Source organism: Hydrogenophaga sp. RWCD_12 (assembly GCF_046604225.1).
In the GTDB taxonomy this organism is placed as follows: domain Bacteria; phylum Pseudomonadota; class Gammaproteobacteria; order Burkholderiales; family Burkholderiaceae_C; genus Hydrogenophaga.
Genome location: NZ_JBKIXC010000004.1, coordinates 557,876 through 579,650, shown reverse-complemented (window position 1 = coordinate 579,650; position 21,775 = coordinate 557,876). Strand labels below are relative to the sequence as shown.

Annotated in this window: 23 protein-coding genes; 16 read left to right on the top strand and 7 right to left on the bottom strand. The window is 68.2% G+C overall.

The window, feature by feature from the left end:
* Nucleotides 1-350 precede the first annotated feature (350 nt).
* Nucleotides 351-1,925 carry an RNA-binding protein gene (locus ACLIJ1_RS18290; protein WP_411366971.1) on the bottom strand — a complete coding sequence of 525 codons (1,575 nt, stop codon included), beginning with the start codon at nt 1,923-1,925 and terminating at the stop codon, nt 351-353.
* A gap of 199 nt (nt 1,926-2,124) precedes the next feature.
* On the opposite strand from ACLIJ1_RS18290, the gene rtcR reads away from it, so the two are divergent.
* Together rtcR and ACLIJ1_RS18280 are read left to right on the top strand one after the other, a co-directional pair.
* Nucleotides 2,125-3,735 carry an RNA repair transcriptional activator RtcR gene (gene rtcR / locus ACLIJ1_RS18285; protein WP_411366970.1) on the top strand — a complete coding sequence of 537 codons (1,611 nt, stop codon included), beginning with the start codon at nt 2,125-2,127 and terminating at the stop codon, nt 3,733-3,735.
* A gap of 167 nt (nt 3,736-3,902) precedes the next feature.
* Complete coding sequence (locus ACLIJ1_RS18280; RefSeq protein ID WP_411366969.1) at nt 3,903-4,565, top strand: NAD(P)H-dependent oxidoreductase; 663 nt, start codon at nt 3,903-3,905, stop codon at nt 4,563-4,565.
* Between the two features lie 21 nt (nt 4,566-4,586).
* Here the strand turns inward: ACLIJ1_RS18280 and ACLIJ1_RS18275 are convergent, their stop codons facing one another.
* The 4 genes from ACLIJ1_RS18275 to phnF are packed head-to-tail and all read right to left on the bottom strand — an operon-like array spanning nt 4,587 to nt 7,369.
* Nucleotides 4,587-5,345 (bottom strand): endonuclease/exonuclease/phosphatase family protein, encoded by a 759-nt coding sequence (locus tag ACLIJ1_RS18275; RefSeq protein WP_411366968.1) that lies wholly within the window; start codon nt 5,343-5,345, stop codon nt 4,587-4,589.
* Entirely contained in the window at nt 5,342-5,911 is a 570-nt protein-coding gene (gene phnN / locus ACLIJ1_RS18270; protein ID WP_411366967.1) for a phosphonate metabolism protein/1,5-bisphosphokinase (PRPP-forming) PhnN, read from the bottom strand. The genes ACLIJ1_RS18275 and phnN overlap by 4 nt, the downstream gene beginning before the upstream one ends.
* Entirely contained in the window at nt 5,908-6,621 is a 714-nt protein-coding gene (locus ACLIJ1_RS18265; RefSeq protein WP_411366966.1) for a DUF1045 domain-containing protein, read from the bottom strand. Before ACLIJ1_RS18265 ends, phnN begins: the two co-directional genes overlap by 4 nt.
* The gene (phnF, locus tag ACLIJ1_RS18260; protein ID WP_411366965.1) at nt 6,611-7,369 is read right to left on the bottom strand and encodes a phosphonate metabolism transcriptional regulator PhnF; all 759 of its coding nucleotides are present in this window, start codon (nt 7,367-7,369) and stop codon (nt 6,611-6,613) included. Before phnF ends, ACLIJ1_RS18265 begins: the two co-directional genes overlap by 11 nt.
* Before the next feature lie 74 nt (nt 7,370-7,443).
* On the opposite strand from phnF, the gene phnG reads away from it, so the two are divergent.
* The 13 genes from phnG to ACLIJ1_RS18195 all read left to right on the top strand — a co-directional run bounded on the left by phnG (nt 7,444) and on the right by ACLIJ1_RS18195 (nt 18,261).
* A complete protein-coding gene (gene phnG / locus ACLIJ1_RS18255; protein ID WP_411366964.1) occupies nt 7,444-7,944 on the top strand; it encodes a phosphonate C-P lyase system protein PhnG in 501 nt (166 codons plus the stop codon).
* Nucleotides 7,941-8,561, top strand: coding sequence for a phosphonate C-P lyase system protein PhnH (gene phnH, locus ACLIJ1_RS18250; protein WP_411366963.1), 621 nt, complete (start codon nt 7,941-7,943; stop codon nt 8,559-8,561). The genes phnG and phnH overlap by 4 nt, the downstream gene beginning before the upstream one ends.
* A gap of 2 nt (nt 8,562-8,563) precedes the next feature.
* On the top strand, nt 8,564-9,646 hold the full coding sequence (locus tag ACLIJ1_RS18245) for a carbon-phosphorus lyase complex subunit PhnI (protein ID WP_411366962.1): 1,083 nt from the start codon (nt 8,564-8,566) through the stop codon (nt 9,644-9,646).
* Nucleotides 9,643-10,560, top strand: coding sequence for an alpha-D-ribose 1-methylphosphonate 5-phosphate C-P-lyase PhnJ (locus ACLIJ1_RS18240; protein ID WP_411366961.1), 918 nt, complete (start codon nt 9,643-9,645; stop codon nt 10,558-10,560). Before ACLIJ1_RS18245 ends, ACLIJ1_RS18240 begins: the two co-directional genes overlap by 4 nt.
* The gene (locus tag ACLIJ1_RS18235) at nt 10,553-11,005 is read left to right on the top strand and encodes an N-acetyltransferase family protein (RefSeq protein WP_411366960.1); all 453 of its coding nucleotides are present in this window, start codon (nt 10,553-10,555) and stop codon (nt 11,003-11,005) included. The genes ACLIJ1_RS18240 and ACLIJ1_RS18235 overlap by 8 nt, the downstream gene beginning before the upstream one ends.
* Nucleotides 11,002-11,784 (top strand): phosphonate C-P lyase system protein PhnK, encoded by a 783-nt coding sequence (gene phnK, locus ACLIJ1_RS18230; protein ID WP_411366959.1) that lies wholly within the window; start codon nt 11,002-11,004, stop codon nt 11,782-11,784. Before ACLIJ1_RS18235 ends, phnK begins: the two co-directional genes overlap by 4 nt.
* Nucleotides 11,781-12,497 (top strand): phosphonate C-P lyase system protein PhnL, encoded by a 717-nt coding sequence (gene phnL / locus ACLIJ1_RS18225; protein WP_411366958.1) that lies wholly within the window; start codon nt 11,781-11,783, stop codon nt 12,495-12,497. Before phnK ends, phnL begins: the two co-directional genes overlap by 4 nt.
* Nucleotides 12,494-13,648, top strand: coding sequence for an alpha-D-ribose 1-methylphosphonate 5-triphosphate diphosphatase (locus tag ACLIJ1_RS18220; protein WP_411366957.1), 1,155 nt, complete (start codon nt 12,494-12,496; stop codon nt 13,646-13,648). The genes phnL and ACLIJ1_RS18220 overlap by 4 nt, the downstream gene beginning before the upstream one ends.
* 109 nt (nt 13,649-13,757) lie before the next feature.
* The gene (gene phnC, locus ACLIJ1_RS18215; protein WP_411366956.1) at nt 13,758-14,621 is read left to right on the top strand and encodes a phosphonate ABC transporter ATP-binding protein; all 864 of its coding nucleotides are present in this window, start codon (nt 13,758-13,760) and stop codon (nt 14,619-14,621) included.
* A 54-nt stretch (nt 14,622-14,675) separates the two neighbouring features.
* Nucleotides 14,676-15,620, top strand: a complete 945-nt coding sequence (gene phnD, locus ACLIJ1_RS18210) for a phosphonate ABC transporter substrate-binding protein (RefSeq protein WP_411366955.1) — start codon at nt 14,676-14,678, stop codon at nt 15,618-15,620.
* Nucleotides 15,621-15,675: 55 nt separating this feature from the next.
* A complete protein-coding gene (gene phnE / locus ACLIJ1_RS18205) occupies nt 15,676-16,482 on the top strand; it encodes a phosphonate ABC transporter, permease protein PhnE (protein WP_411366954.1) in 807 nt (268 codons plus the stop codon).
* 11 nt (nt 16,483-16,493) lie between these two features.
* Entirely contained in the window at nt 16,494-17,054 is a 561-nt protein-coding gene (locus tag ACLIJ1_RS18200; RefSeq protein WP_411366953.1) for a phosphonate degradation HD-domain oxygenase, read from the top strand.
* A 1-nt stretch (nt 17,055) separates the two neighbouring features.
* Nucleotides 17,056-18,261 (top strand): MFS transporter, encoded by a 1,206-nt coding sequence (locus ACLIJ1_RS18195; protein ID WP_411366952.1) that lies wholly within the window; start codon nt 17,056-17,058, stop codon nt 18,259-18,261.
* A gap of 10 nt (nt 18,262-18,271) precedes the next feature.
* Here the strand turns inward: ACLIJ1_RS18195 and ACLIJ1_RS18190 are convergent, their stop codons facing one another.
* A complete protein-coding gene (locus ACLIJ1_RS18190) occupies nt 18,272-18,691 on the bottom strand; it encodes a MarR family winged helix-turn-helix transcriptional regulator (RefSeq protein WP_411366951.1) in 420 nt (139 codons plus the stop codon).
* Nucleotides 18,692-18,817: 126 nt separating this feature from the next.
* Between ACLIJ1_RS18190 and ACLIJ1_RS18185 the strand changes: the two genes are divergently transcribed.
* Nucleotides 18,818-20,728 carry an FAD-dependent monooxygenase gene (locus tag ACLIJ1_RS18185; RefSeq protein ID WP_411366950.1) on the top strand — a complete coding sequence of 637 codons (1,911 nt, stop codon included), beginning with the start codon at nt 18,818-18,820 and terminating at the stop codon, nt 20,726-20,728.
* Nucleotides 20,729-20,748: 20 nt separating this feature from the next.
* Here ACLIJ1_RS18185 and ACLIJ1_RS18180 read toward each other — a convergent pair whose 3' ends face one another.
* On the bottom strand, nt 20,749-21,726 hold the full coding sequence (locus ACLIJ1_RS18180) for a Bug family tripartite tricarboxylate transporter substrate binding protein (RefSeq protein WP_411366949.1): 978 nt from the start codon (nt 21,724-21,726) through the stop codon (nt 20,749-20,751).
* Nucleotides 21,727-21,775: the final 49 nt, after the last annotated feature.

Sequence of the window (21,775 nt, the reverse complement as noted above, 5' to 3'; positions counted from 1 at the left end):
AGGGTTGGTGAAACGTTTTCGTGCTCTACCTGACTGAGCTACGGCCCCCCAGTGATGGAGCCGACGGGATTCGAACCCGCGACATCGAGCGTTATAGGCTGTAGTTCCACCGGCATTCGCCGCGAGACATTCCAAAACAAAAGAGCGCGACGAGGGTTGACAAGACTCTGCCATGCCGGTTTCCCGGTTGAGGATTCGAACCCCCGGCGTACCGATGTAGTCCTGTCCGCATTCGCGCAAAAACACATCATTCGTTCAACGGCCCCCGCGTGGCGACCAACAGGTGGTGAGACGAGACAGTTTGGATGTAGTCCCACCGGCATTCGCCACGCGACGACGCATTCTTCGTTCTACTGCTGGACCAGCGAGACCTTCTCGATCTCACCCACCCAGTGGTCTGCGCCGGCGTTGCCCTTGGCAAACTGCGCCAGCATCGTGAACACCGCATCCGAGAAGCCGCCGACATTCAGGATGTCGGCACGCTCCACGGCCTGCGTAGTGCGGCAGGGCTGGATGTCGATGCACACCAGCTTGGCCTGTGGGCAGCGCTGCTTGAGCTTTTCCCACTCGATCAGCGTCTGGGTCGCACCACCGCGCCGCGCATCGACCCACGACTCGTTGTCCGAGACGAGGACCACCAGATCCACCTTCGCACGCTCCTTGTTCAGCAAGGCCAGCGGCGCGCTGCAGTTGGTGCCACCGCCGCCGATGGTGGCCAGCGCCTGGGCGTTGGCCATCACCGAGTCGCGGGGGTTCAGCGCAAGCTTCACCACATCGCGTTCGAACGGCAACACACGGGCCTGCGGGTTCTTTCGCAACACCGCCGCCGCCACGAGCGCCGCCACATCGATGCAACGCACCGACGAGGTGGCACCCACGCGGTGGCCGGTCACGGGCGAACCCATGGAGCCCGACACGTCGGGGCACACCACCACCTGGCCGGCCAACGCTGGCACGTTCACCAGCGCGGCTTCCATCGCGTCCTGCAGCGCTTCGCGCACCGCCGCCGGCACGCCCTCACCACAGGCCTTGAAGGCCGCCATCAACTGGTACGGGAATACCCGCGCCTTGGCCACCGCCACCGGATCGCGCAGCTTGGCCGCGACCGCTTCGGTCAGACCGGGCGGCTGGAACACGCCATGCCGCGCAAAGGTGTTCAGGTTCTGACGCACCATCTGCCACGAACCGGCGCGGGCGATCTGCGCCCACTGAGCGGCTTGCAACTCCAGCGCGGTCAGCATCTGGAACGGCACATCCGGCACCTCGATCACTTCACCCTGGGCCAGAGCGCGCTTGAAACGCTCGAAGGCTTGCGTGGCGGGCGGCAAGGCGGCTTCGTCGAACGGCTTGCCGATCAGCCAGGCGAACCAGGCCGCGCGCCAGGCTTCGGCGGGCTTGGGGTGCACCATCTTCACCACGTCGGCCAGCGAGGGCGTGTTGCCCACGGCGGCGTTGAGCAGCTGCTTCTCGGTGGCGTTCAGCAACCATTGCTGCACCAGCTTCTTGGGCCGGGTACCCAGGGACTTTCGACCCAGGGCACCGCTGCGCAGCATCTGCACGAAGCCGCGCAACGTCTTGCCGTTGTCCACCACGCGACCAAACACCTGCGACAGCAGGGTGACATCGCGCACCGCCAGCAGCGAAGCCAGCAGCACGGGCATGTCCTTCATGAAGGCAGCTTGGCGGGCGTACACAGCAGTCTTCGCCACGAACGCGGGCTCCACCTGTGCGGCCAGCACAGTCACGGCGTCGAGCTGCGACTGGGCGTCGGCATAGAAGGTCTGGCTCAGGCAACCAGTGGCAGCAATCTGCGCCAGCTGGTGCTTGGGGCTCAGGGCGTAGGCGGGTGCGCCCGCCTGGTTCTGGGCCGTGGCCTGAGGCAGCAGCTGGCCCTTGAGCGTTTGAAAGAGTTGGGTGTTGACCATGGGGTTCTCCGTGTGCATTCAACTTGTGTGCTCCTTCCTTTGCAACGGGTGTGCCAGGTCCAGAACGGATCAACCAGCTTTCCCTTACCCCATTGATTTCATTGGAAAACATCTACAGCGCAACTGGTTTTTCTCAACGACACCCGAACATAAACATTTCCATTGCTAGAATTTGAGCTAGCTATTTATCTGGCAAGCCATGTCCCTCAAAACCGTCGTCATCGGATTTCTCGGCACCCAGCTCGACAGCGGGCGCGGCGCGGGGCGCTGGGAGAAGTGGCGCCCCACGGTCTCGCTGGTGCAGCACGAGGACATGCAGGTGCACCGGCTGGAGCTGCTCTACACCCAGCCGCACCAGGCGCTGGCCGACCAGATGAAGCAGGACATCGAAACCGCCTCGCCCGAGACCGAGGTGCGGCTGGTGCTGCTGGCCATGGCCGACCCCTGGGACTTCGGTGAGGTCTACGGCGTGCTCTACGACTGGGTGAAGCAGTACCCCTTCCAGCCCGAGCAGGAGCGCTACTGGACGCACATCACCACCGGCACGCACGTCGCGCAGATCTGCATGTTCCTGCTCACGGAGGCGCGCCACATTCCCGGCGTGCTGCTGCAGACCTCGCCGCCGCGCAAGCAGCGGGCGGGCAACCCGGGCAGCTATGCGCTGATCGACCTGGACCTCTCGCGCTACGACACGCTCGCGCAGCGCTTCGAGCAGGCGCAGCGCGATGCGCTCGACTTCCTCAAGAACGGCATCGCCACGCGCAACCCGCACTTCAACGCGCTGATCGAGGAGATCGAGCGGGTGGCCCTGCGCTCGAAAGCGCCGATCCTGCTGACCGGGCCGACCGGCGCGGGCAAGTCGCACCTGGCACGGCGCATGTTCGAGCTCAAGAAGTCGCGCCACCAGGTGGCGGGCGATTTCGTGGAAGTGAACTGCGCCACGCTGCAGGGCGAGGGTGCGGCGTCCACGCTGTTCGGCCACAAGAAGGGCGCGTTCACCGGCGCCGTGAGTGACCGCGCCGGCCTGCTGCGCACCGCGCACGGCGGCGTGCTGTTCCTCGACGAGATCGGCGAACTGGGCCTGGACGAGCAGGCCATGCTGCTCAAGGCGGTGGAAGAGAAGCGCTTCTACCCCGTGGGCAGCGACCGCGAGGTGAGCAGCGACTTCCAGCTGATCGCCGGCACCAACCGCGACCTGCGGGTGGATGTGCGCGAAGGGCGCTTCCGCGAAGACCTGTATGCGCGGATCAACCTCTGGTCGTACACGCTGCCAGGGTTGGCGCAGCGGCCCGAAGACATCGAGCCCAATGTGGACCACCTGGTGACGCGCTGCGCCGCCGAGCTGGGCCGCGCCGTGCGCTTCAACGCCGAGGCCAAGGCGCTCTATCTGCGGTTCGCGCAATCGCCCGAGGCGCTGTGGAGCGGCAACTTCCGCGACCTGGCCGCGAGCGTGACGCGGCTGTGCACGCTGGCCGAAGGCGGGCGCATCGCGGCGCCGCTGGTGGAGGCCGAGCTGCAGCGCCTGCGGTGGCTCTGGCAGATGAATGGCGCGGAGGGCGCTGCCGCCGTGTCGGAAACCATCGACCTGTCCGATGTGATGGGCGCAGAGGCCCTGGACCAGCTCGACCTGTTCGACCGCCTGCAGCTGTCGGCCGTGGTGCAGGTCTGCCGCGCCTCGCGCACTTTGTCGGAGGCCGGGCGCACGCTGTTCCACCGCTCGCGCACCCAGCGCACCGTGGTCAACGACGCGGACCGGTTGCGCAAATACCTGCAGAAACACGGCCTGCGCTGGGACGACGTGTCGCGCTGAACCGGCGCACGCGTATACCCGATCCGCCGCCCGCGCGCTGCGGCTTCGGTACATGGGCGTTCCATTCCGGCCGTTCCGCCTGGGCGACATCGCGTCTTGCTGCGCTGCGGCATGATCCGCCCATGTGCCCGCACGGTGCGGGCATTCCCCCCCTTCCGGAGAACTGCATGAGCGACCTGTCGCAACCCCAAGCCCCCGTCCTGATCGACAAACTGCAATGGCGCTACGCCGCCAAGAAGATGGACCCGGCCAAGGCCGTGCCGCAAGAGAAGGTGGACCGCATCATCGAGGCCGCCCGCCTGGCGCCCACCTCCAGCGGCCTGCAGCCGTTCGAGATGATCGTGGTCACGAGCAAGGCCGTGCGCGAGCAGATCCAGCCGATCGCCTGGAACCAGGCACAGATCACCGATGGTTCGCACCTGCTGGTGTTCGCCGCCTGGGACAACTACACGGCCGAGCGCATCAACCACATGTTCGACCTGACCAACGAGCAGCGCGGCTTCACCAACGAAGGCTGGGAAAACTACCGCCAGATGCTGCTCAAGAGCTACCCGCAGCGCGACGCCGAGCTGAACTTCAACCACGCCGCCCGCCAGGCCTACATCGGCCTGGGCGCCGCGCTGATCGCCGCCGCGTTTGAAGAAGTCGACGCGACACCGATGGAAGGTTTCGACCCGGCCAAGCTGGACGAGATTCTCAAGTTGCGCGAGCGCGGCCTGCGCAGCGTCGCCATCGTGCCGCTGGGCTACCGCGCCGCCGAAGGCGACTGGCTGGTGAACCTGAAGAAGGTGCGCCGCCCGCTGGAGCAGTTCGTCACCGAAGTGAAGTGATGTGAACCGTCTGCGCCGCTGTCAGAGCGACAGGTCGGCGCAGACCGCGAAGTGGTCGCTGGGCATGACGCCGTGGGCGTCGGGCTGGTCCAGCACCACGGCCGCAGACCGCACCGCGACCGGCGGCGCCCCGTCTGCGGTGCGCACGAAGATGTGATCCAGGTTGCAGGCCACACCAGCTTCCGTGTGGTGCGTGACCTTGGGGCGGCCGGCGAACACATCGGCCAGCGGCCCGCGGGGTTGCAGCCAGAGCGCGATGTCCGCCTGCTCGGGCGAGGCATTGAAGTCGCCGCACAGCACCACCGGTAGCGTGCCCGCCCACCGGTCCACCCCGTCCAGAACCTCCTGAACCTGCGCGCGCCGCAAATCGGCACGGTCGGGCAGGTGCGTCAGGTGCAGGTTGACCAGCCACCAGTCACCGCCCTCTCCCGCTAGTCTCAAGCACTGCGCCACGCGCTCGCCGTCGCGCGCGTCCTGTGGCAACCCGATCACCCGCTGCTCCAGCACCGGCTGCCGGCTGAGCACCGCCAGGCCGGAAGTCGTCATGGTCCGGCGCATGCCAACATCCCGCGGCTTGGCCCGCGCCGGCACCCAGGCCAGGTGCATGGCCAGTGCCCGCCCCAACGCGAGCGCCGTGTGCGTCAGGCCGTCGGCGGTGCGCAAGTCTTCCTGCAGGGCGATCACGTCCGCAGACAGGGCCGCCAGCCCGTCGGCCATCGCGCGGACCCGGCGCGGGTAGTCGCCGTCCGCCTTCCAGGTATTGAGCGACACCAGCCTCATCGGGCAGTCACCGCCTCCGCACCGAACCGCAACTGCAGTGCCACGCGGAGCATGTCGACCGCGTCGCCGATGGGCCCGTCGTTGACGATGCGGATCGTGTCTTCGGGCAGCGCCAGATCGACGCCGCGGGCCAGCCGGTCGGAGATCGCCTGCACGCTTTCCCGCTGTCTGGCCCGCAGCCGCTGGAGCAACACGTCCGAAGGCGCGGTGAGGTGAACCACGGTGGCCTGGGGCCACTGCCTGAGCACCTGCGGCAGATAGGCCCGCGAGCCATTGACGAACACACATTGGCCGCTGGCGAGCGGGACGAGCTCGGTGCGGCGCACGCCGTACGAGAGCCCGTTGGCCTGCCAGGCCATGGCAAACGCCTGCGCCTGTTGCAGGCTCAGGAAGCCATCGTCGCTGACGCTTTCATGCGCCTCGCCCCCGGCCTGCGCGGCGCGGGTGATGGTGCGGCGTGCCCAGTGGGCCGGAGGCAGTCCGGCCCAGTCCGCGCGCAGACCGTGCAGCACGCTGTCCTTGCCGGCGCCCGAAGGCCCGACCACGTAAATGAGACGTTGGGTCATGCGCCCAGCTCCAGCTGTTCGAGCAGCACGAAGTCGGCGCCCGGGGTCGGTTCGATGAAGATCGAGAGACGGTCCAGCCGCCACGGTGGCAGACCTTCGAAGTGGGCGCTGGCCGCCTGTTGCAGCCGCTCCACCGCCCCGTCGGGAATGCCGCCGAGGGCACCGGTCAGCGAGAAATGGAACCGGAACCTGTGCAGCACCCACGGGTAGCCCCAGGCCAGCATCAGCGCGTCTTCCTCGGGGGTGAGCGGCGCACGGCGGCGGCGCACGAGTTCTGCATCGTCCAGCGGCGCGGCCAGCACCTGCAGGCGCTGCACGCAGTCGTCGGCCAGGGCGCCGAGCGCCGGCGGCGGAGCAGCCGGCCGCAGGGCCAGAAAGGACCCCAGGCGCGCCACCTGCAGATCGGGCAGGCCGAAGGGGCGGTGGTCGCGGCAGATCTCGGCCACCCGGTCGCGCAGCGCCTCCAGCCCGACGCCCGGCGCCAGACGGAACGGCGCCTTGAGCGTGGCATGCCAGCCATAGCGGCACGGGTCTGCAGTCACCCTGGTCTGCATCGAGGCGTCAACGCCATCGATCACCGGCTGGGGCAGGGCGAAGCGGCGCATGGCGCAGCGCCCCAGCCACGAACTGCCCTGCGCCCACCAGGCGGAGCGGGGATCGGGGGCCGCGTAGATCGCCACGCGGTGGGGCTGCAGCACATCAGCCGACATGGTCGTGGTCCACGGTGAGGGTGACGCGGTCGCCGGCGAACCAGGTGCAGGCGTACTCGATCGGTGTGCCAGCAGGGTCGACGTTGACGCTGCTGACATAGAGGGCCGGGCGCGCCGCCGGCTGCTTCAGGTGTGCGGCCACCTCGGCCTCGGGCAGGCGCGCCGAGATGCGGCTCTGGCGGCGCGTGTAGTCGGGCACGCCCAGCGCGGCAAAGGCCTGGGTGATGGAGCCGCTCTGCCGCACCAGTTCATCGAGACCCGCGAAGCGCGGGCAGGGGAAGTATCGGTCGCTGACGTGCAGCGGCTGACCACCACCGTCGCCCACCACCTGCAGATGCAGCACCGTGGCACCGGTGCGGATCTCGAGCGCCTTCGCCACATCGGCCGTCGCGCGCACGGTCTGCGCATCCAGCACCTGCATGCCGCCGGGCAGGCCGGCCTGCGCCAGGCTCTGGCGGTGCCGCGTGCGGCGGCCCAGCACGAGGTCGACCGCGAAGTCTTCGACGTAGGTACCGCTGCCCTGGCTCGATCGCACCAGGCCGATCTGGCCGAGCGAGGCGAGTGAACGGCGGATGGTGTGGCGGTTGACGCCGAACTGCTCGGCCAGCGAATGCTCCGACGGCAGGCGCTCTCCGGGGGCATAGATGCCACTGCCGATGGCGTCGGCCAGTTCGTGGGCGATGCGGGCCCAGAAGCTGTGTGCGGGGTCGGGCAACAGGAGCGCGGTGGTAGCGATGGTTCTTGTCATGAAAGGGACACAGGTGAAACCTAAGCTGGGTGGCGACAACAAGTTGTCTACACAGATTTCAGACTATCACCAAGATGTTTCACGCGTTTGACAACACAGGGCCGAACCGGCCCACACCACGCCCCGAATGGATGGCCCTGCTGTCGCGGGCGCCGCTGCCGCTGCTGGAACGCGCACTGGCCGATCAGACCGGCGCACCGCCGCAATGGCTGCGCAAGCCCGAGACCGGCCTGTACATGGTGCAGGGCCGCGCCGGTGGCACAGGCGAGCGCTTCAACCTGGGCGAGATCACGGTGACACGCTGCGCCCTGCGCGTGGGTGGCGAAGGCAGCGCCGTGGGGGTGTCTTATGTGATGGGCCGCAACCACCGCCAGGCGCAGCTCGCCGCCATCGCCGATGCGCTGCTGCAGGACCCGGCGCGGCACGGGGCGATCGACGACACCGTGCTGCAACCGGTGCGTCAGCACCTGGCACTGCAGCAGGCGCAGCAGGCGGCACGCGCGCAGTCAACCAGGGTGGACTTCTTCACCGTGGCGCGCGAGGCCGGCTCGCCCGACGAAGGAGAAGACGCATGAAGACCGACGAACTGCAACAGGTGCGTCCCGGATTTCACGACGCCGCGCTGGGCAGCCAGGCGGTGTTCCGCACCGCGCTGTCGGCGCTGTCGCACCCCGGCCGCGTGATCGAGATGCCCGAGGTCTCTGCCCTGCCGCGCCACGGCCACGGCGCCGCCGCAGCGCTGCTGCAGGCGCTGGTGGACAGCGACTGCAGCGTCTGGCTCTCGCCTTCGCTGGCCGGTACCGACGCCGCTGCGTGGCTGCGGTTCCACACCGGCTGCCGCTGGGCCGCGTCTCCGGCTACCGCGCGCTTTCTCTGGGTGGCAGAGGGCGACGCACTGCCCGCGCTGGCCTCGCTGGATGCCGGCACCGACGAGTACCCGGACCAGTCCGCAACCTGCGTGGTCGAGGTGGGTGCGCTGAACAGCCCCTGCGCGCTGGACATCGTTCTGACCGGCCCCGGCATTGCCGCCGAACAGACCTTGTCGGTGCACGGCCTGCCCGATGACTTCGCGACGCAATGGGACGCGAACCACGCCAGGTTCCCGCGCGGTGTCGACCTGTTCCTCGCCACCCCTACCCACATCGCGGGCCTGCCCCGCACCACGCGCGTTCGCGCCATGCAGGAAGCCTGAACATGTACGTGGCCGTCAAGGGCGGAGAGACCGCCATCCTCCACAGCTACCGGCTGCTGGCCGAACAGCGCCGCGGCGATCCCCGCGCCCCCGAACTGAGCGTGGACCAGATCCGCCAGCAGATGAAGCTGGCGGTGGACCGCGTGATGACCGAAGGCTCGGTCTACGACCCCGAGCTGGCCGCATTGGCGATCAAGCAGGCGGCGGGCGATCTGGTCGAGGCGATCTTCCTGCTGCGCGCCTACCGCGCCACGCTGCCGCGGCTGGGCACCACGCGGGCACTGTGCACCGAAGCCATGCGCCCCGACCGTCGCATCTCGGCCACCTTCAAGGACCTGCCCGGCGGCCAGATCCTGGGCCCGACCTACGACTACACCCAGCGCCTGCTGGACTTCACGCTGATGGCCAACGCGGCGGCGCCGGGCACCGACGCCGCGACCGCCGCCGTGCCCGCGCCAGCCCCGCGCGTGGTGGACCTGCTCAACCAGGAAGGCCTGATCGAGACCCACCCGGTGCCCGAGGGCGACCCCGAACCGGTGGACCTGACGCGCGAGCCGCTGCGCTTTCCGGCCGACCGCGCGACGCGCCTGCAGAACCTGGCGCGCGGCGACGAAGGCTTCCTGCTCGCGATGGCCTATTCGACCCAGCGCGGCTACTCGCACACCCACCCCTTCGTGGGCGAGGTGCGGCTGGGCCAGGTGGCGGTGGAGCTGACGCCGGAGGAGCTGGACTTTCCGATCTCCATCGGCGACATCGAGATCACCGAGTGCGAGATGGTCAACCAGTTCGCGGGCAGCAAGACCGAGCCGCCGAAGTTCACCCGCGGCTACGGTCTGGCCTTCGGCCACAGCGAGCGCAAGGCGATGGCGATGAGCCTGGTGGACCGCGCGCTGCGTGCGCCCGAACTGGGCGAGACGGTCGAGGCGCCCGCGCAGCAGCAGGAGTTCGTGCTCTCTCACAGCGACAGCCTGGAAGCCTCGGGCTTCGTGCAGCACCTGAAGCTGCCGCACTACGTCGACTTCCAGTCCGAACTGGAGCTGGTGCGCCGCATGCGCGCCGAGATCACCGAACAGGAGCGCGCATGAACGCCCCACTGCACCCAGAACTGCTGCATCCCGCAGCGCCCGCCACCGAACCCGGCGTGAATTTCGCCTACCTGGACGAGCGCACCAAGCGCATGATCCGCCGCGCCATCCTCAAGGCGGTCGCCATCCCCGGCTACCAGGTGCCGTTCGGCTCGCGCGAGATGCCGCTGCCCTACGGCTGGGGCACGGGCGGCATCCAGGTCACGGCCTCGGTGATCGGGCCTGAGGACACGCTCAAGGTGATCGACCAGGGCTCGGACGACACGGTCAACGCGGTCAACATCCGCCGCTTCTTCCAGCGGACCACCGGCGTCGACGTCACCACGCGCACGACCGAGGCCGACATCATCCAGACCCGTCACCGCATTCCCGAAACGCCGCTGCGCGAGGGCCAGGTGATCGTCTACCAGGTGCCGGTGCCCGAGCCGATGCAGCGGCTGGAGCCGCGCGAGACCGAGACGCGCACGCTGCACGCGCTCGCCGAGTACGGGCTGATGCACGTCAAGCTCTACGAAGATATCGCGCGCCACGGCCACATCGCCACCACCTACGACTACCCGGTGATGGTGAACGACCGCTACCTGATGGCGCCGTCGCCGATCCCGAAGTTCGACAACCCCAAGATGCACATGAACCCGGCCCTGCAGCTCTTCGGCGCGGGGCGCGAGAAGCGCATCTACGCCGTGCCGCCGTACACGAAGGTCGAAAGCCTGGGCTTCGAGGACCACCCGTTCGAGGTGCAGAAGTGGGACGCCGCCTGCGCCCTGTGTGGCGCGACCGACAGCTTCCTGGACGAGGTCATCACCGACGACCAGGGCGGCCGCATGCACGTCTGCTCCGACTCCGACCACTGCCAGGAGCGCCAGGAGCGCCAGGCCGCGCAGCTCGCCACGGCGGAGCGCGCGCATGACTGACCCGTTGGTGCTGCGCGAAGCGACGGCCGAGGATCTGCCGCAGGTGCTGGCGCTGTACGCGCAGCCGGGCCTGGACGACGGGAAGGTGCTCGACCTCCCGCGCGCCCGCGACATCCACGCGCAGTTCGCGCGCTATCCCAACTACCGTCTTTTCGTCGCCTGTGACGCCGACGACCGAGTGCTGGGCAGCTACGCCCTGCTGGTGATGCACAACCTCGCCCACATGGGCACGCCGTCCGCGATCGCCGAAGACGTGGTCGTGGACCAGAACCACCGCAGCCAGGGCATCGGCCAACAGATGATGGCGCACGCCCTGGGGCAGGCCCGCGCGGCCGGCTGCTACAAGTTCGCGCTCTCTTCCAACCAGAAGCGCGAGCGCGCACACGCCTTCTACGAATCGCTGGGCTTCCAGCGCCACGGCATCAGCTTCGTGACCACACCATGACCGCCTCTTCCACCCCCCTGCTGCGCGCGCAAGGCGTCAGCAAACGCTACGGCCAGCAGGTCGCCCTGCACGAGGCCTCGTTCGAACTCTGGCCCGGCGAGGTGCTGGCCATCGTCGGCGAATCCGGCTCGGGCAAGACCACGCTGCTCAACACGCTCGCCGCCCGCCTGCGCCCCGACGCCGGACAGATCCTGTTCCAGGGCCGCGACGGCCAGCTCGACGATGTGCACGCCATGAGCCAGACCCAGCAGCGCCTGCTCGCCCGCACCGACTGGGGCTTCGTGCACCAGCAGGCGGCCGACGGCCTGCGCATGGACGTCTCGGCCGGCGCCAACGTCTGCGAGCGCCTGATGGGCCTGGGCCAGCGCCACTACGGCGACCTGCGCACCCACGCCGAAGAATGGCTGCAGCGGGTGGAGATCGACCCGATCCGCATCGACGACGCGCCGCGCACGTTTTCCGGCGGCATGCGCCAGCGGCTGCAGATCGCGCGCAACCTGGTGACGCAGCCGCGCCTGGTCTTCATGGACGAGCCGACCTCGGGCCTGGACGTGTCGGTGCAGGCCCGGCTGCTGGACCTGCTGCGCCAGCTCACGCGGCAGATGCAGCTGGCCGTGGTGATCGTCACGCACGACCTCGCCGTGGCGCGCCTGCTGGCGCACCGCATGGTGGTGATGCAGCGCGGCCGCATCGTCGAGTCGGGCCTGACCGACCAGGTCCTCGACGACCCGCAACACCCCTACACCCAGCTGCTCGTCTCTTCCGTCCTCCAGCCATGAACACACCCGTCCTCACGCTGCAAGGCGTCTCCAAGCGCTTCACGCTGCACCACCAGCACGAGGCCCAGCTGCGCGTGCTCGACCAGGTCGACCTGGACCTGCACGCCGGCGAGTGCCTGGTGCTCGACGGCCCCTCGGGCATGGGCAAGAGCACCCTGCTCAAGCTGGTCTATGCCAACTACCGCGCCAGCAGCGGCCGCATCACGCTGCACCACGCGGGCGGCGACACGCTGGACATCACGCAGGCCTCCCCGCGCGAGCTGGTCACCATGCGCCGCGACAGCGTGGGTTACGTCAGCCAGTTCCTGCGCGTGATCCCGCGCGTGCCGGCACTGGACGTGGTGGCCGAACCGCTGCTGGGCGACGGCACGCCGTCGGCCGAGCAGGTCGGGGCCGCACGGCAGGAGGCCGGCGCCTGGCTCACGCGTCTGCGCATTCCCGAACGCCTGTGGCCGCTGCCGCCGGCCACGTTCTCAGGCGGCGAACAGCAGCGCATCAACATCGCGCGCAGCCTGATCAAGCCGCGTCCGCTGCTGCTGCTGGACGAACCCACCGCCTCGCTGGACAAGGCCAACACCCGCACCGTGATCGAACTCATCCACGACGCCGTCGCCCGCGGCGCCGCGCTGATGGGCATCTTCCACGACCCCGAGGTGGGGGCCGCCGTCGCCACCCGCCGCATCGACATCGCCCGCTTCCGGAGTGCTCCATGACCCCCACCGTGTTCCGCAACGCCCGCATCGTGCTGGGCGACGAAGTGGTCGAAGGCAGCCTCGCGGCGGCCGGCGGCACCATCGCCTCCATCGACCCCGGCCACCGCCAGGGCCACGTCGGCCTGGACCTCGAAGGCGACTACCTGCTGCCCGGCCTGGTCGAGATCCACACCGACAACTTCGAGCGCCACCTGATGCCGCGGCCCAAGGTGCAGTGGGCCGAAATGCCGGCCCTGCTGGCGCACGACGCCGAGGTGGCCGCCGCCGGCATCACCACCGTGTTCGACGCGCTGGGCGTGGGCGACGCCGACCCCGACAGCCTGCGCGGCAGCACCTGGCACGGCGTGGTCGACACCATCGACACCTGCGCCCGCGAGGGCCTGCTGCGCGCCGACCACCACCTGCACGTGCGCTGCGAACTGCCCGCGCCCAACACCATCGACCTGTTCGAACCCTTCCACGGCCACCATCGCCTGTCGCTGATCTCGCTGATGGACCACACCCCCGGCCAGCGCCAGTGGGAGAACATCGATGTGGCCAAGGTCTACTACACCGGCAAGAAGGGCTGGAGCCTGGAGAAGTTCCTGCGCCAGGTGGAGCACGCGGCCGAACTGCAGGCGCGCTACGCCGACCCGCACCGCCAGTACTTCGTGGACTACTGCCGCGCACACGGCATCGCGATGGCCAGCCACGACGACACCACCCTGGCCCATGTCGAGCAGGCACACGCCGAAGGCGCCAGCGTCTCCGAGTTCCCGACCACCGTGGTCGCCGCCCGCGCGGCGCACGAACGCGGCCTGCTGACGGTGATGGGCGGGCCGAACGTGGTGCGCGGCGGTTCGCACTCGGGCAACGTCGCTGCGGCCGAACTGGCGCGACAGGGTCTGCTGGACATCCTCTCGTCCGACTACGTGCCGGGCAGTCTGCTGAGCGCGGTGGTGCGGCTGGTGGACGACGGCATCCTGGACATGCCCACCGCAGTGTCCACGGTCACGCGCAACCCGGCGCAGGCCTGCGGCATGGACGACCGCGGCGAGATCGCGCCCGGCAAGCGGGCCGACCTGGTGCGCGTGAAGCTGGTCGACCTGCCCGACGGCCGGCGACAGGCCGTGGTGCGTGGTGTCTGGCGCGAAGGCGAACGCGTGCTCTGAGCCAGGCCGCCCTCCGCGCCATCAAAACTTCCCGCCGCCTTCAAACAGTTGTCACACAAGCCCGGGACACTGCGACTTGTCTAGATAACTTGCAGCACGGAGCAAGACCATGTCCTCAGCCCTTCGCATCCAGAACCTCAGCAAGCGCTTCGCCGGCTGCAAGCTCGCGCTCGACAACGTGAACCTTGACATCCGCCCCGGCGAAATGGTGGCGCTGATCGGTGCGTCCGGTTCGGGAAAGTCGACCCTGCTGCGCCACGTGGCCGGCCTGATGGCCGCCGACGGCACGCCCGGCTCGGTGATCGAGGTATCGGGCCAGTGTGTTCAGCGCGAAGGCCGCATCCAGCGCGATGTGCGCAAGATCCGTTCGCAGATCGGCTTCGTGTTCCAGCAGTTCAACCTGGTCGACCGCCTGCCGGTGATGGTCAATGTGCTGGTGGGTCGCCTGCATGGCATGCCCTGGTGGCGCGCCTGGACCCGCTGGTTCACCCCGCAGGAGCGTGCGCTGGCGATCGAGGCCCTGGGCCGGGTCGGCATCGCGGAGTGCCATGCGCAGCGCGCCTCCACGCTCTCGGGCGGCCAGCAGCAGCGCGCCGCGATCGCCCGCACCCTGGTGCAGGGCGCCAAGGTGGTGCTGGCCGACGAGCCAATTGCGTCGCTCGACCCCGAAGCCTCGCGCAAGGTGATGGAGATCCTCGCCCGCATCAACCGCGAGGACGGCAGCACTGTGGTGGTCTCGCTGCACCAGGTCGACATGGCCATGCGCTACTGCCCGCGCGTGATCGCCCTGCACCAAGGCCGCGTCGTGTTCGACGGCCCCTCGCGCGAACTGACTCCCGCCCTGCTGCGCAGCCTCTACGGCATGCAGGCCGACGAAATCCTCAACGGCAGCTCTTCGCTGCACACCTTGCCCTCGCCCGCACCGGCGCCCACCGTGGTGCCCTGGCCGGCCCCGCTCGCGCACGCCGCCTGAGCACCCTCTCCGTTTTTGCCTCCTCTCTTTCCGTTCCACCCCAAGGACCCACCCATGATCAAAAAGACCCTCGCCGCCGTCGCACTCGGCCTGACCCTGACCGCCTCCTGGGCGCAGGAAATCAACTTCGGGATCATCTCGACCGAGTCCTCGCAGAACCTCAAGTCCGACTGGCAGCCGCTGCTGGACGACATGGCCAAGCAGACCGGCCTGAAGGTCAAGGCCTTCTTCGCTTCCGACTACGCCGGCATCATCGAAGGCATGCGCTTCAACAAGGTGCAGGTCGCCTGGTTCGGCAACAAGTCGGCCATGGAAGCCGTGGACCGCGCCAACGGTGAAGTCTTTGCCCAGATGGTCAACGCCGACGGCACCCAGGGCTACTACTCACACCTGGTGGTGCACAAGGACAGCCCGATCCAGTCGGTCAACGACGTGCTCAAGGAAGGCAAGAACCTGGCCTTCGGCAACGGCGACCCGAACTCGACCTCGGGCTTCCTGGTGCCCGGCTACTACGTGTTCGGCAAGAACAAGATCGACCCCAAGAGCTTCTTCAAGGTCGTGCGCAACGCCAACCACGAAACCAACGCGCTCGCCGTGGCGAACAAGCAGGTCGACGTGGCCACCAACAACAGCGAGAACCTGGAAAAGCTCAAGGAACGCCAGCCCGAGAAGTTCAAGGAGCTGCGCGTGATCTGGACCTCGCCGCTGATCCCCCTGGATCCGCTGGTGATGAGCAAGGAAGTGCCGGCAGCCACCAAGGACAAGATCAAGAACTTCTTCTACAACTACGCCAAGACCGATGCGCGTGAGAAGGAGATCGTGATGAAGATCTCCAAGCTGTCGGGCTTCAAGCCGTCGACCAATGCGCAGCTGATCCCGATCCGCGAGCTGGACCTGTTCAGCAAGCGCAACAAGATCGACGCCGACACCACGCTGGCCGCCGCCGACAAGGCCGCCAAGCTGGCGGAGATCGACAAGCTGCTTGCCGGCCTGCAGTAATCGCCTCCTTCCAGGGCCCGCCTCACGGCGGGCCTTTTTGCGACCGGAGAGACCCATGACACCTGCTTCCACCCTTGCGACGTCCGCCGGGCTGAACGACGCCGCCCAGAAACACAGCCTGGCCTGGTACATCGGCTGGGCCGCGGTCCTGCTGGTGCTGGGCGCCTCCTGGGAAGGCGCCGACATGCGGCCGATGGACCTGCTGCGCGACTCGGGCAACATGGCCCGCTACGCCAGCGAGTTTTTCCCGCCCAACTTCGCCAGCTGGCGTTTCTATGTCGAAGAGATGGTGGTCACACTGCAGATCGCCGTCTGGGGAACGGCACTGGCCGTGGTCTCGGCGGTGCCGCTGGGACTGCTGGCGTCGTCGAACATCACGCCCTGGTGGATCTACCAGCCGGTGCGCCGCGTGCTCGATGCTTTCCGCGCCATCAACGAGATGGTGTTCGCGATGCTGTTCGTGGTCGCCGTTGGCCTGGGCCCGTTCGCGGGCGTGCTGGCACTGTGGATCCACACCGCCGGCACGCTGGCCAAGCTGTTCTCGGAAGCGGTCGAAGCAATCGATCCGCAGCCGGTCGAGGGCATCCGCTCCACCGGTGCGTCGGCGCTGCACGAGATCGTCTACGGCGTGATCCCGCAGGTGATGCCGCTGTGGATTTCCTACGCGCTGTACCGCTTCGAGGCCAATGTGCGCTCGGCCTCGGTGGTGGGCATGGTCGGTGCCGGCGGCATCGGCGTGGTGCTTTGGGAAATCATCCGCGGCTTCCAGTACGCCGAGACCGCCGCCGTGATGCTGATCATCATCGTGACCGTCACCGCGATCGACCTGGTTTCGGCACGCATCCGCAAATTCATGATCTGAGGAGACCCGCCATGTCCCTGACCCTTCAAGACATCCAGCACCTGCTCGGCGAGCGGGGTTCGCAACAGTACGGCCTCGAAGCGGTGAACCAGCGCGAGCACGCCCTGCAGTGCGCGCACCTGGCCGAGCTGGCCGGGGAATCCGATGAACTGGTCATCGCCTGTCTGCTGCACGACCTGGGGCACATGATCGATGCGCAAAAGGCCGGTACGATCGAAAGCGACATGAGCCGCGACGACCTGCACCAGTACAACTTGCTGCCCTTCCTGCGCGGCATCCTGCCCGACGCGGTGCTCGAACCCATCCGCCTGCACGTCGACGCCAAGCGCTATCTCTGCCAGGCCGAGGGTGGCTACTTCGCGGGGCTCTCGGCCGCGTCGGTGCACAGCCTGGCCCAACAGGGCGGCGCCTTCACCGAAGTGGAGTCGCGCGCCTTCCTGCGCCAGCCGCACGCCGCCGATGCGGTGCGGCTGCGGCGCTTTGACGACCTGGCGAAGACGCCGGGTCTGGTGGTTCCGTCGCTGGAGCACTACCTGCCCCGTCTGGAACAGCTGATGCTCCAGACCGCATGAGGTGAGAAGACCCGGCCAACGCGGTGTGGTGGCTGCCCTGGGCACCACGCAGACCCTGGCCTGGGCATCGTCGTACTACCTGCCTGCCCTTTTAGCGGCGCCGCTGGCCGCGGAACTGGGCATCCCCGTCACCCACGTGTTCGGCGCCTTCACGCTGGCGCTGGTGATCTCGGCCCTGGTCGGGCCACGCGCCGGCCGGGCGCTGGACGAGCATGGCGGCCGGACGGTCCTGCGTGTCACCAATCTGCTGTTCGCCGTCGGCCTGGCCGCACTCGGGCTCGCGCAGACCGAGTGGCAGGTCTGGGCCGCATGGTGCGTGATCGGAGTGGCCATGGGGAGCGGCCTGTACGACGCGGCCTTCGCCACGCTGGTGCGGCTCTACCCGGTCAGCGCCCGCAACGCGATCACCGGCATCACCCTGATCGCCGGCTTCGCCAGCACGGTTGGCTGGCCGCTCACGCAGTGGGGCCTCGGCGCGTTCGGCTGGCGCGGCACCTGCCTGGGCTGGGCCGCACTGCACATCGTGCTCGGCTTGCCGCTGCACAGCCTGCTGCCCAAAGGCCGTGTGGAAGAGCCACCGCCACCGCAAGCCGTGACCGCCGCCGACGCCACCTCCACGACGCCCCCGTCCGCGTCGCCAGCCGCTGCCGGCAACGGCGTCGCTGTCGTGCTCGCCGCCGTGTTCGCCATCGCCTGGTTCACCAGCACCGCCATGGCGGCCCACCTGCCGCTGCTGCTGCAGGCGCAGGGACTGTCGGCCCAGGCCGCGCTGGGCGTGGCCATGCTGGTCGGCCCGGCGCAGGTGGCGGGGCGTCTGCTGGAGTTCGGCTTTCTGCGCCGCGCGCACCCGCTGCTCTCGAGCCGCTTTGCGACCGCAGGGCACCCCATCGGCGTGCTGCTGCTCGCGCTGGGCGGTCCGCTGGGCGGCTGGCTGTTCGCGGTGATGCACGGCATGGGCAACGGCATCCTGACCATTGCCAAGGGCACGCTGCCGCTGGTGGTGTTCGGCGCCGCGGGTTATGGCGAGCGCCAGGGCTGGCTGATGGCGCCTGCGCGAGTGTCGCAGGCCTTTGCGCCGGTGCTGTTCGGCCTGGCGATGGCGCACTGGGGCGGGCACGCGCTCTGGCTCACCGCAGGCCTGGGCCTGGTCGCGCTGGGCCTGCTGCAGGGACTGGCGCTGCACATGGGGCGCACCGCGCGCGGCTGACCGGAGGCGGCTACTGGCCGACGGCCTGCCGTGCCAGCTTGAGGAAACGCGCGCGGTCGGCGTCGCTGAGCGAGAGCAGGATCTCGTCCTGCAGACCGCGCACCACCGGGACCAGCGCCTTGAGGATGCGCTGCCCTTCCGGGGTCAGCGACAGTTCACGCGCCCGGCGGTCCCGCTCACTGACGACGCGGCGCACCCAGCCCTTCTGCTCCAGCCGTTCGATGACCCCGCCAATCGTGGCGCGGTCGTAGGCAATCAGTTCGGCCACCGTCGCCTGGTCCGTGCCCGGCTGGTTGGAGATCGCGTCCAGCGCGGCGAACTGGATGGGCGTCAGGTCAAAACCCGCTTCCTGCGTGCGCTGGACGAACACCAGCGTCGACTGCTGGTGCAGGCGGCGGATCAGGTGCCCGGCCATGTCGAGTGAGTCCATGCTCGCGCTCCGTTTCAAACAATGATTGATAAGTATACGTACCGTCTTGACAGACATTAGTAAGCATAGATATCATTTGTTCACACACCAATCGTTCGTGGTGTCCGATCACCCAGGAGACAACCCATGCAGTTCTACAAAGACGGCTTCCGCGGCGGCAATCCCGACATCAAGGAGGCCGCGCCGGGCCGCCGCAACCGGGGCACCAACGAACCCCTGCCCGAGAAGGTCGACGTGCTGATCGCCGGCACCGGCCCGGCTGGCCTGTGCCTGGCCGCACAGCTGGCGCAGTTCCCGCAGATCGAGACCATGATCGTCGAGCGCATGCCCACGAACATCATCAAGGGCAAGGCCGACGGCATCAACACGCGCACCATGGAGATGTTCCAGGCCTTCGGTTTCGCCGACAAGGTCAAGCGCGAGACCTACTGGGTCAACCAGACCAACTTCTGGATGCCCGACCCCGTCAACCCGCAGCACATCCAACGCGTCGGCCGGGTCCAGGACGTGGCGGACGACAGCTCGGAGATGCCGCACATCCTGATCAACCAGGCGCGGCTGCACGAGCTGTTCCTTGAAGTCATGAAGAACTCGGCCTCGCGCCTGGAGCCGGACTACGGCTGGGAGATCGTGAGCCTGACGGTCGACCCGACCACCGACGACCACCCGGTGACCGTGACGCTCAAGGACGCCAGCGGCATCAACTGGTGGGCCACGCGCACGGTGCGGGCCAACTACGTGGTCGGCTGCGACGGCGCGCACTCGGCCGTGCGCAAGGCCATTGGCGGCGAACTGCACGGCGACGCGGCGCACCAGGCATGGGGCGTGATGGACATCCTGGCCAACACCGACTTCCCCGACGTGCGCCAGAAGTGCCTGATCTCCTCGGCCAACGAAGGCAACGTGCTGATCCTGCCCCGCGAAGGCGGCTACGTGTTCCGCATGTACGTCGAACTCGACAAGCTCAAGGACGGCGAGAAGGCCGCGAGCCGCAAGTTCACGCAGGACGACATGATCGCCGCCGCCAACCGCATCATCCGCCCGTACTCGATCGACGTGAAAGAGATCGTCTGGTGGTCGATCTACGACATTGGCCACAGCCTCACCGACAAGTTCGACGACGTGCCCGAGGGCTCGGACTGCGCCCCGCGCGTGTTCACCGCTGGCGACGCCTGCCACACCCACTCGCCCAAGGCCGGGCAGGGCATGAACGTCTCGATGCAGGACACCTTCAATCTCGGCTGGAAGCTGGTGCACGTGCTGCAGGGCCGCGCCGACGCCAGCCTGCTGCGCAGCTACTCGAAGGAGCGCCTGACCGAAGCCAAACGCCTGGTCGAGACCGACCACGAGTGGTCGCGCATCATGTCCGCGCCGACCACGCAGGCCGAACGCGACGGCACCGAAGAGCCGCGCATCATCCGCCAGTTCAAGGCCAACCTCGAGTTCACCGGCGGTACCGCGGTGAAGTACGACACCTCGGCCCTCTTCGCGCCCGGCACGCACCAGGCGCTCGCCAAGGGCGAAGAGATCGGTCGCCGCTTCCATTCGGCGCCCGTGGTGCGCCTGTCGGACGCGAAACAGATGCAGCTCGGCCACGCGGCCGAAGCCGACGCGCGCTGGCGCATCTACGCCTTCGCGGGCAAGGCCGACAGCTCCAACCCCGGCTCGGCGATCCACAAACTGGCCGACTGGCTGGAAACCAACGCGCAGTCACCGGTCGTGAAGCACACCCGAGAGGGAGAGGACATCGACGCCATCATTGACGTGCGCGCCGTGTTCCAGCAGACCTTCGACCAGTTGGCCTATGAGCGCATGCCTTCGCTGCTCAAGCCGAGGACTGGCAAGCTCGGCCTGCAGGACCACGAGAAGGTTTTCTGCGTGGACCACAAAGGCCTGGGCGACATCTACGACATGCGCGGGATCGACCGCGAACGCGGCTGCCTCATCGTCGTGCGCCCCGACCAGTACATCGCCAACGTGCTGCCGCTGGACGGGTTCGAGGAACTGTCGGCGTTTTTTGCCGGCGTGTTGTGCTGAGGTGACCCCGGGCTGCGCCGCTACTGCGGCACCAGCCCCGCCGACTTGACCAGCTCGGCATGCAGCTTGATGTCGGTCGCGATCAGGCGCTGGACTTCCTCGGGCGAGCTGGTCGCCACCTCGATGCCGCTCTCGGCCAGCTTGGCCTTGAGCTCCGGATCGAACGCGGCCTGCACGGCGCGGTTGAGCTGGTCGATGATGGGGCGCGGCGTCTTGGCGGGTGCCAGCAGCGCCATCCAGGCGGACAGATTCATGTCGGCCACGCCCGCTTCGCTCATGGTGGGCACCTGCGGCATCACCGGCGAGCGGGTGGGGCTCATCACGCCCAGCGCAAACAGCTTGCCCGACGACACGTGGGGCACCGCCTCGGGCATCACAGCGAACATCACGTCCACCGTACCGGCCAGCGTGTCGTTGATGGCCAGCGCCCCGCCCTTGTAGGGCACGTGCAGCATCTTGACCTTGGCGCGCGATTCGAACAGCACGCCACCCAGATGCTGCGGGCTGCCGTCGCCGGAAGAGGCGTAGGTGATGCTGCCCGGCTTGGCCTTTGCAGCTGCAATCAGCGCCGCGACCGTGGGGTACTTCTGCTTGTCCTTGACGATCAGCACCATGGGCTGGTTGACCAGCCGCGAGACGGGCATGAAGTCCGCCTCCGGGTCGTAGGGCAGGGACTTGAAGACGCTCTTGTTCGTGGTCAGGAACGAGGCCGGCGACACGGTGAGCGTGTAGCCGTCGGGCGCGGCCTTGGCCACCATCGGCATGCCGATCTGGCCCGATGCGCCGCCGCGGTTGTCCACGATGAACGGTACGCCGAGCGAGGCATTCAGCTTCTGGCCCAGCGCACGCGCGATCATGTCCACGCTGCCGCCGGCGGGCAGGGCGACGATGAGCTTGACGGTCTGGTCGGGGTACTTGCCCTGCGCGGCCGACAGACCGGAGAAGGACAGGGCGCCAAGGGCGGCAGCGCAGGCGAGGGTGGTGCGACGGGTGACCATGATGGAGTCTCCGAAAGAGTTGAAGGGCACGCACCGTGCCAGTGCGCGC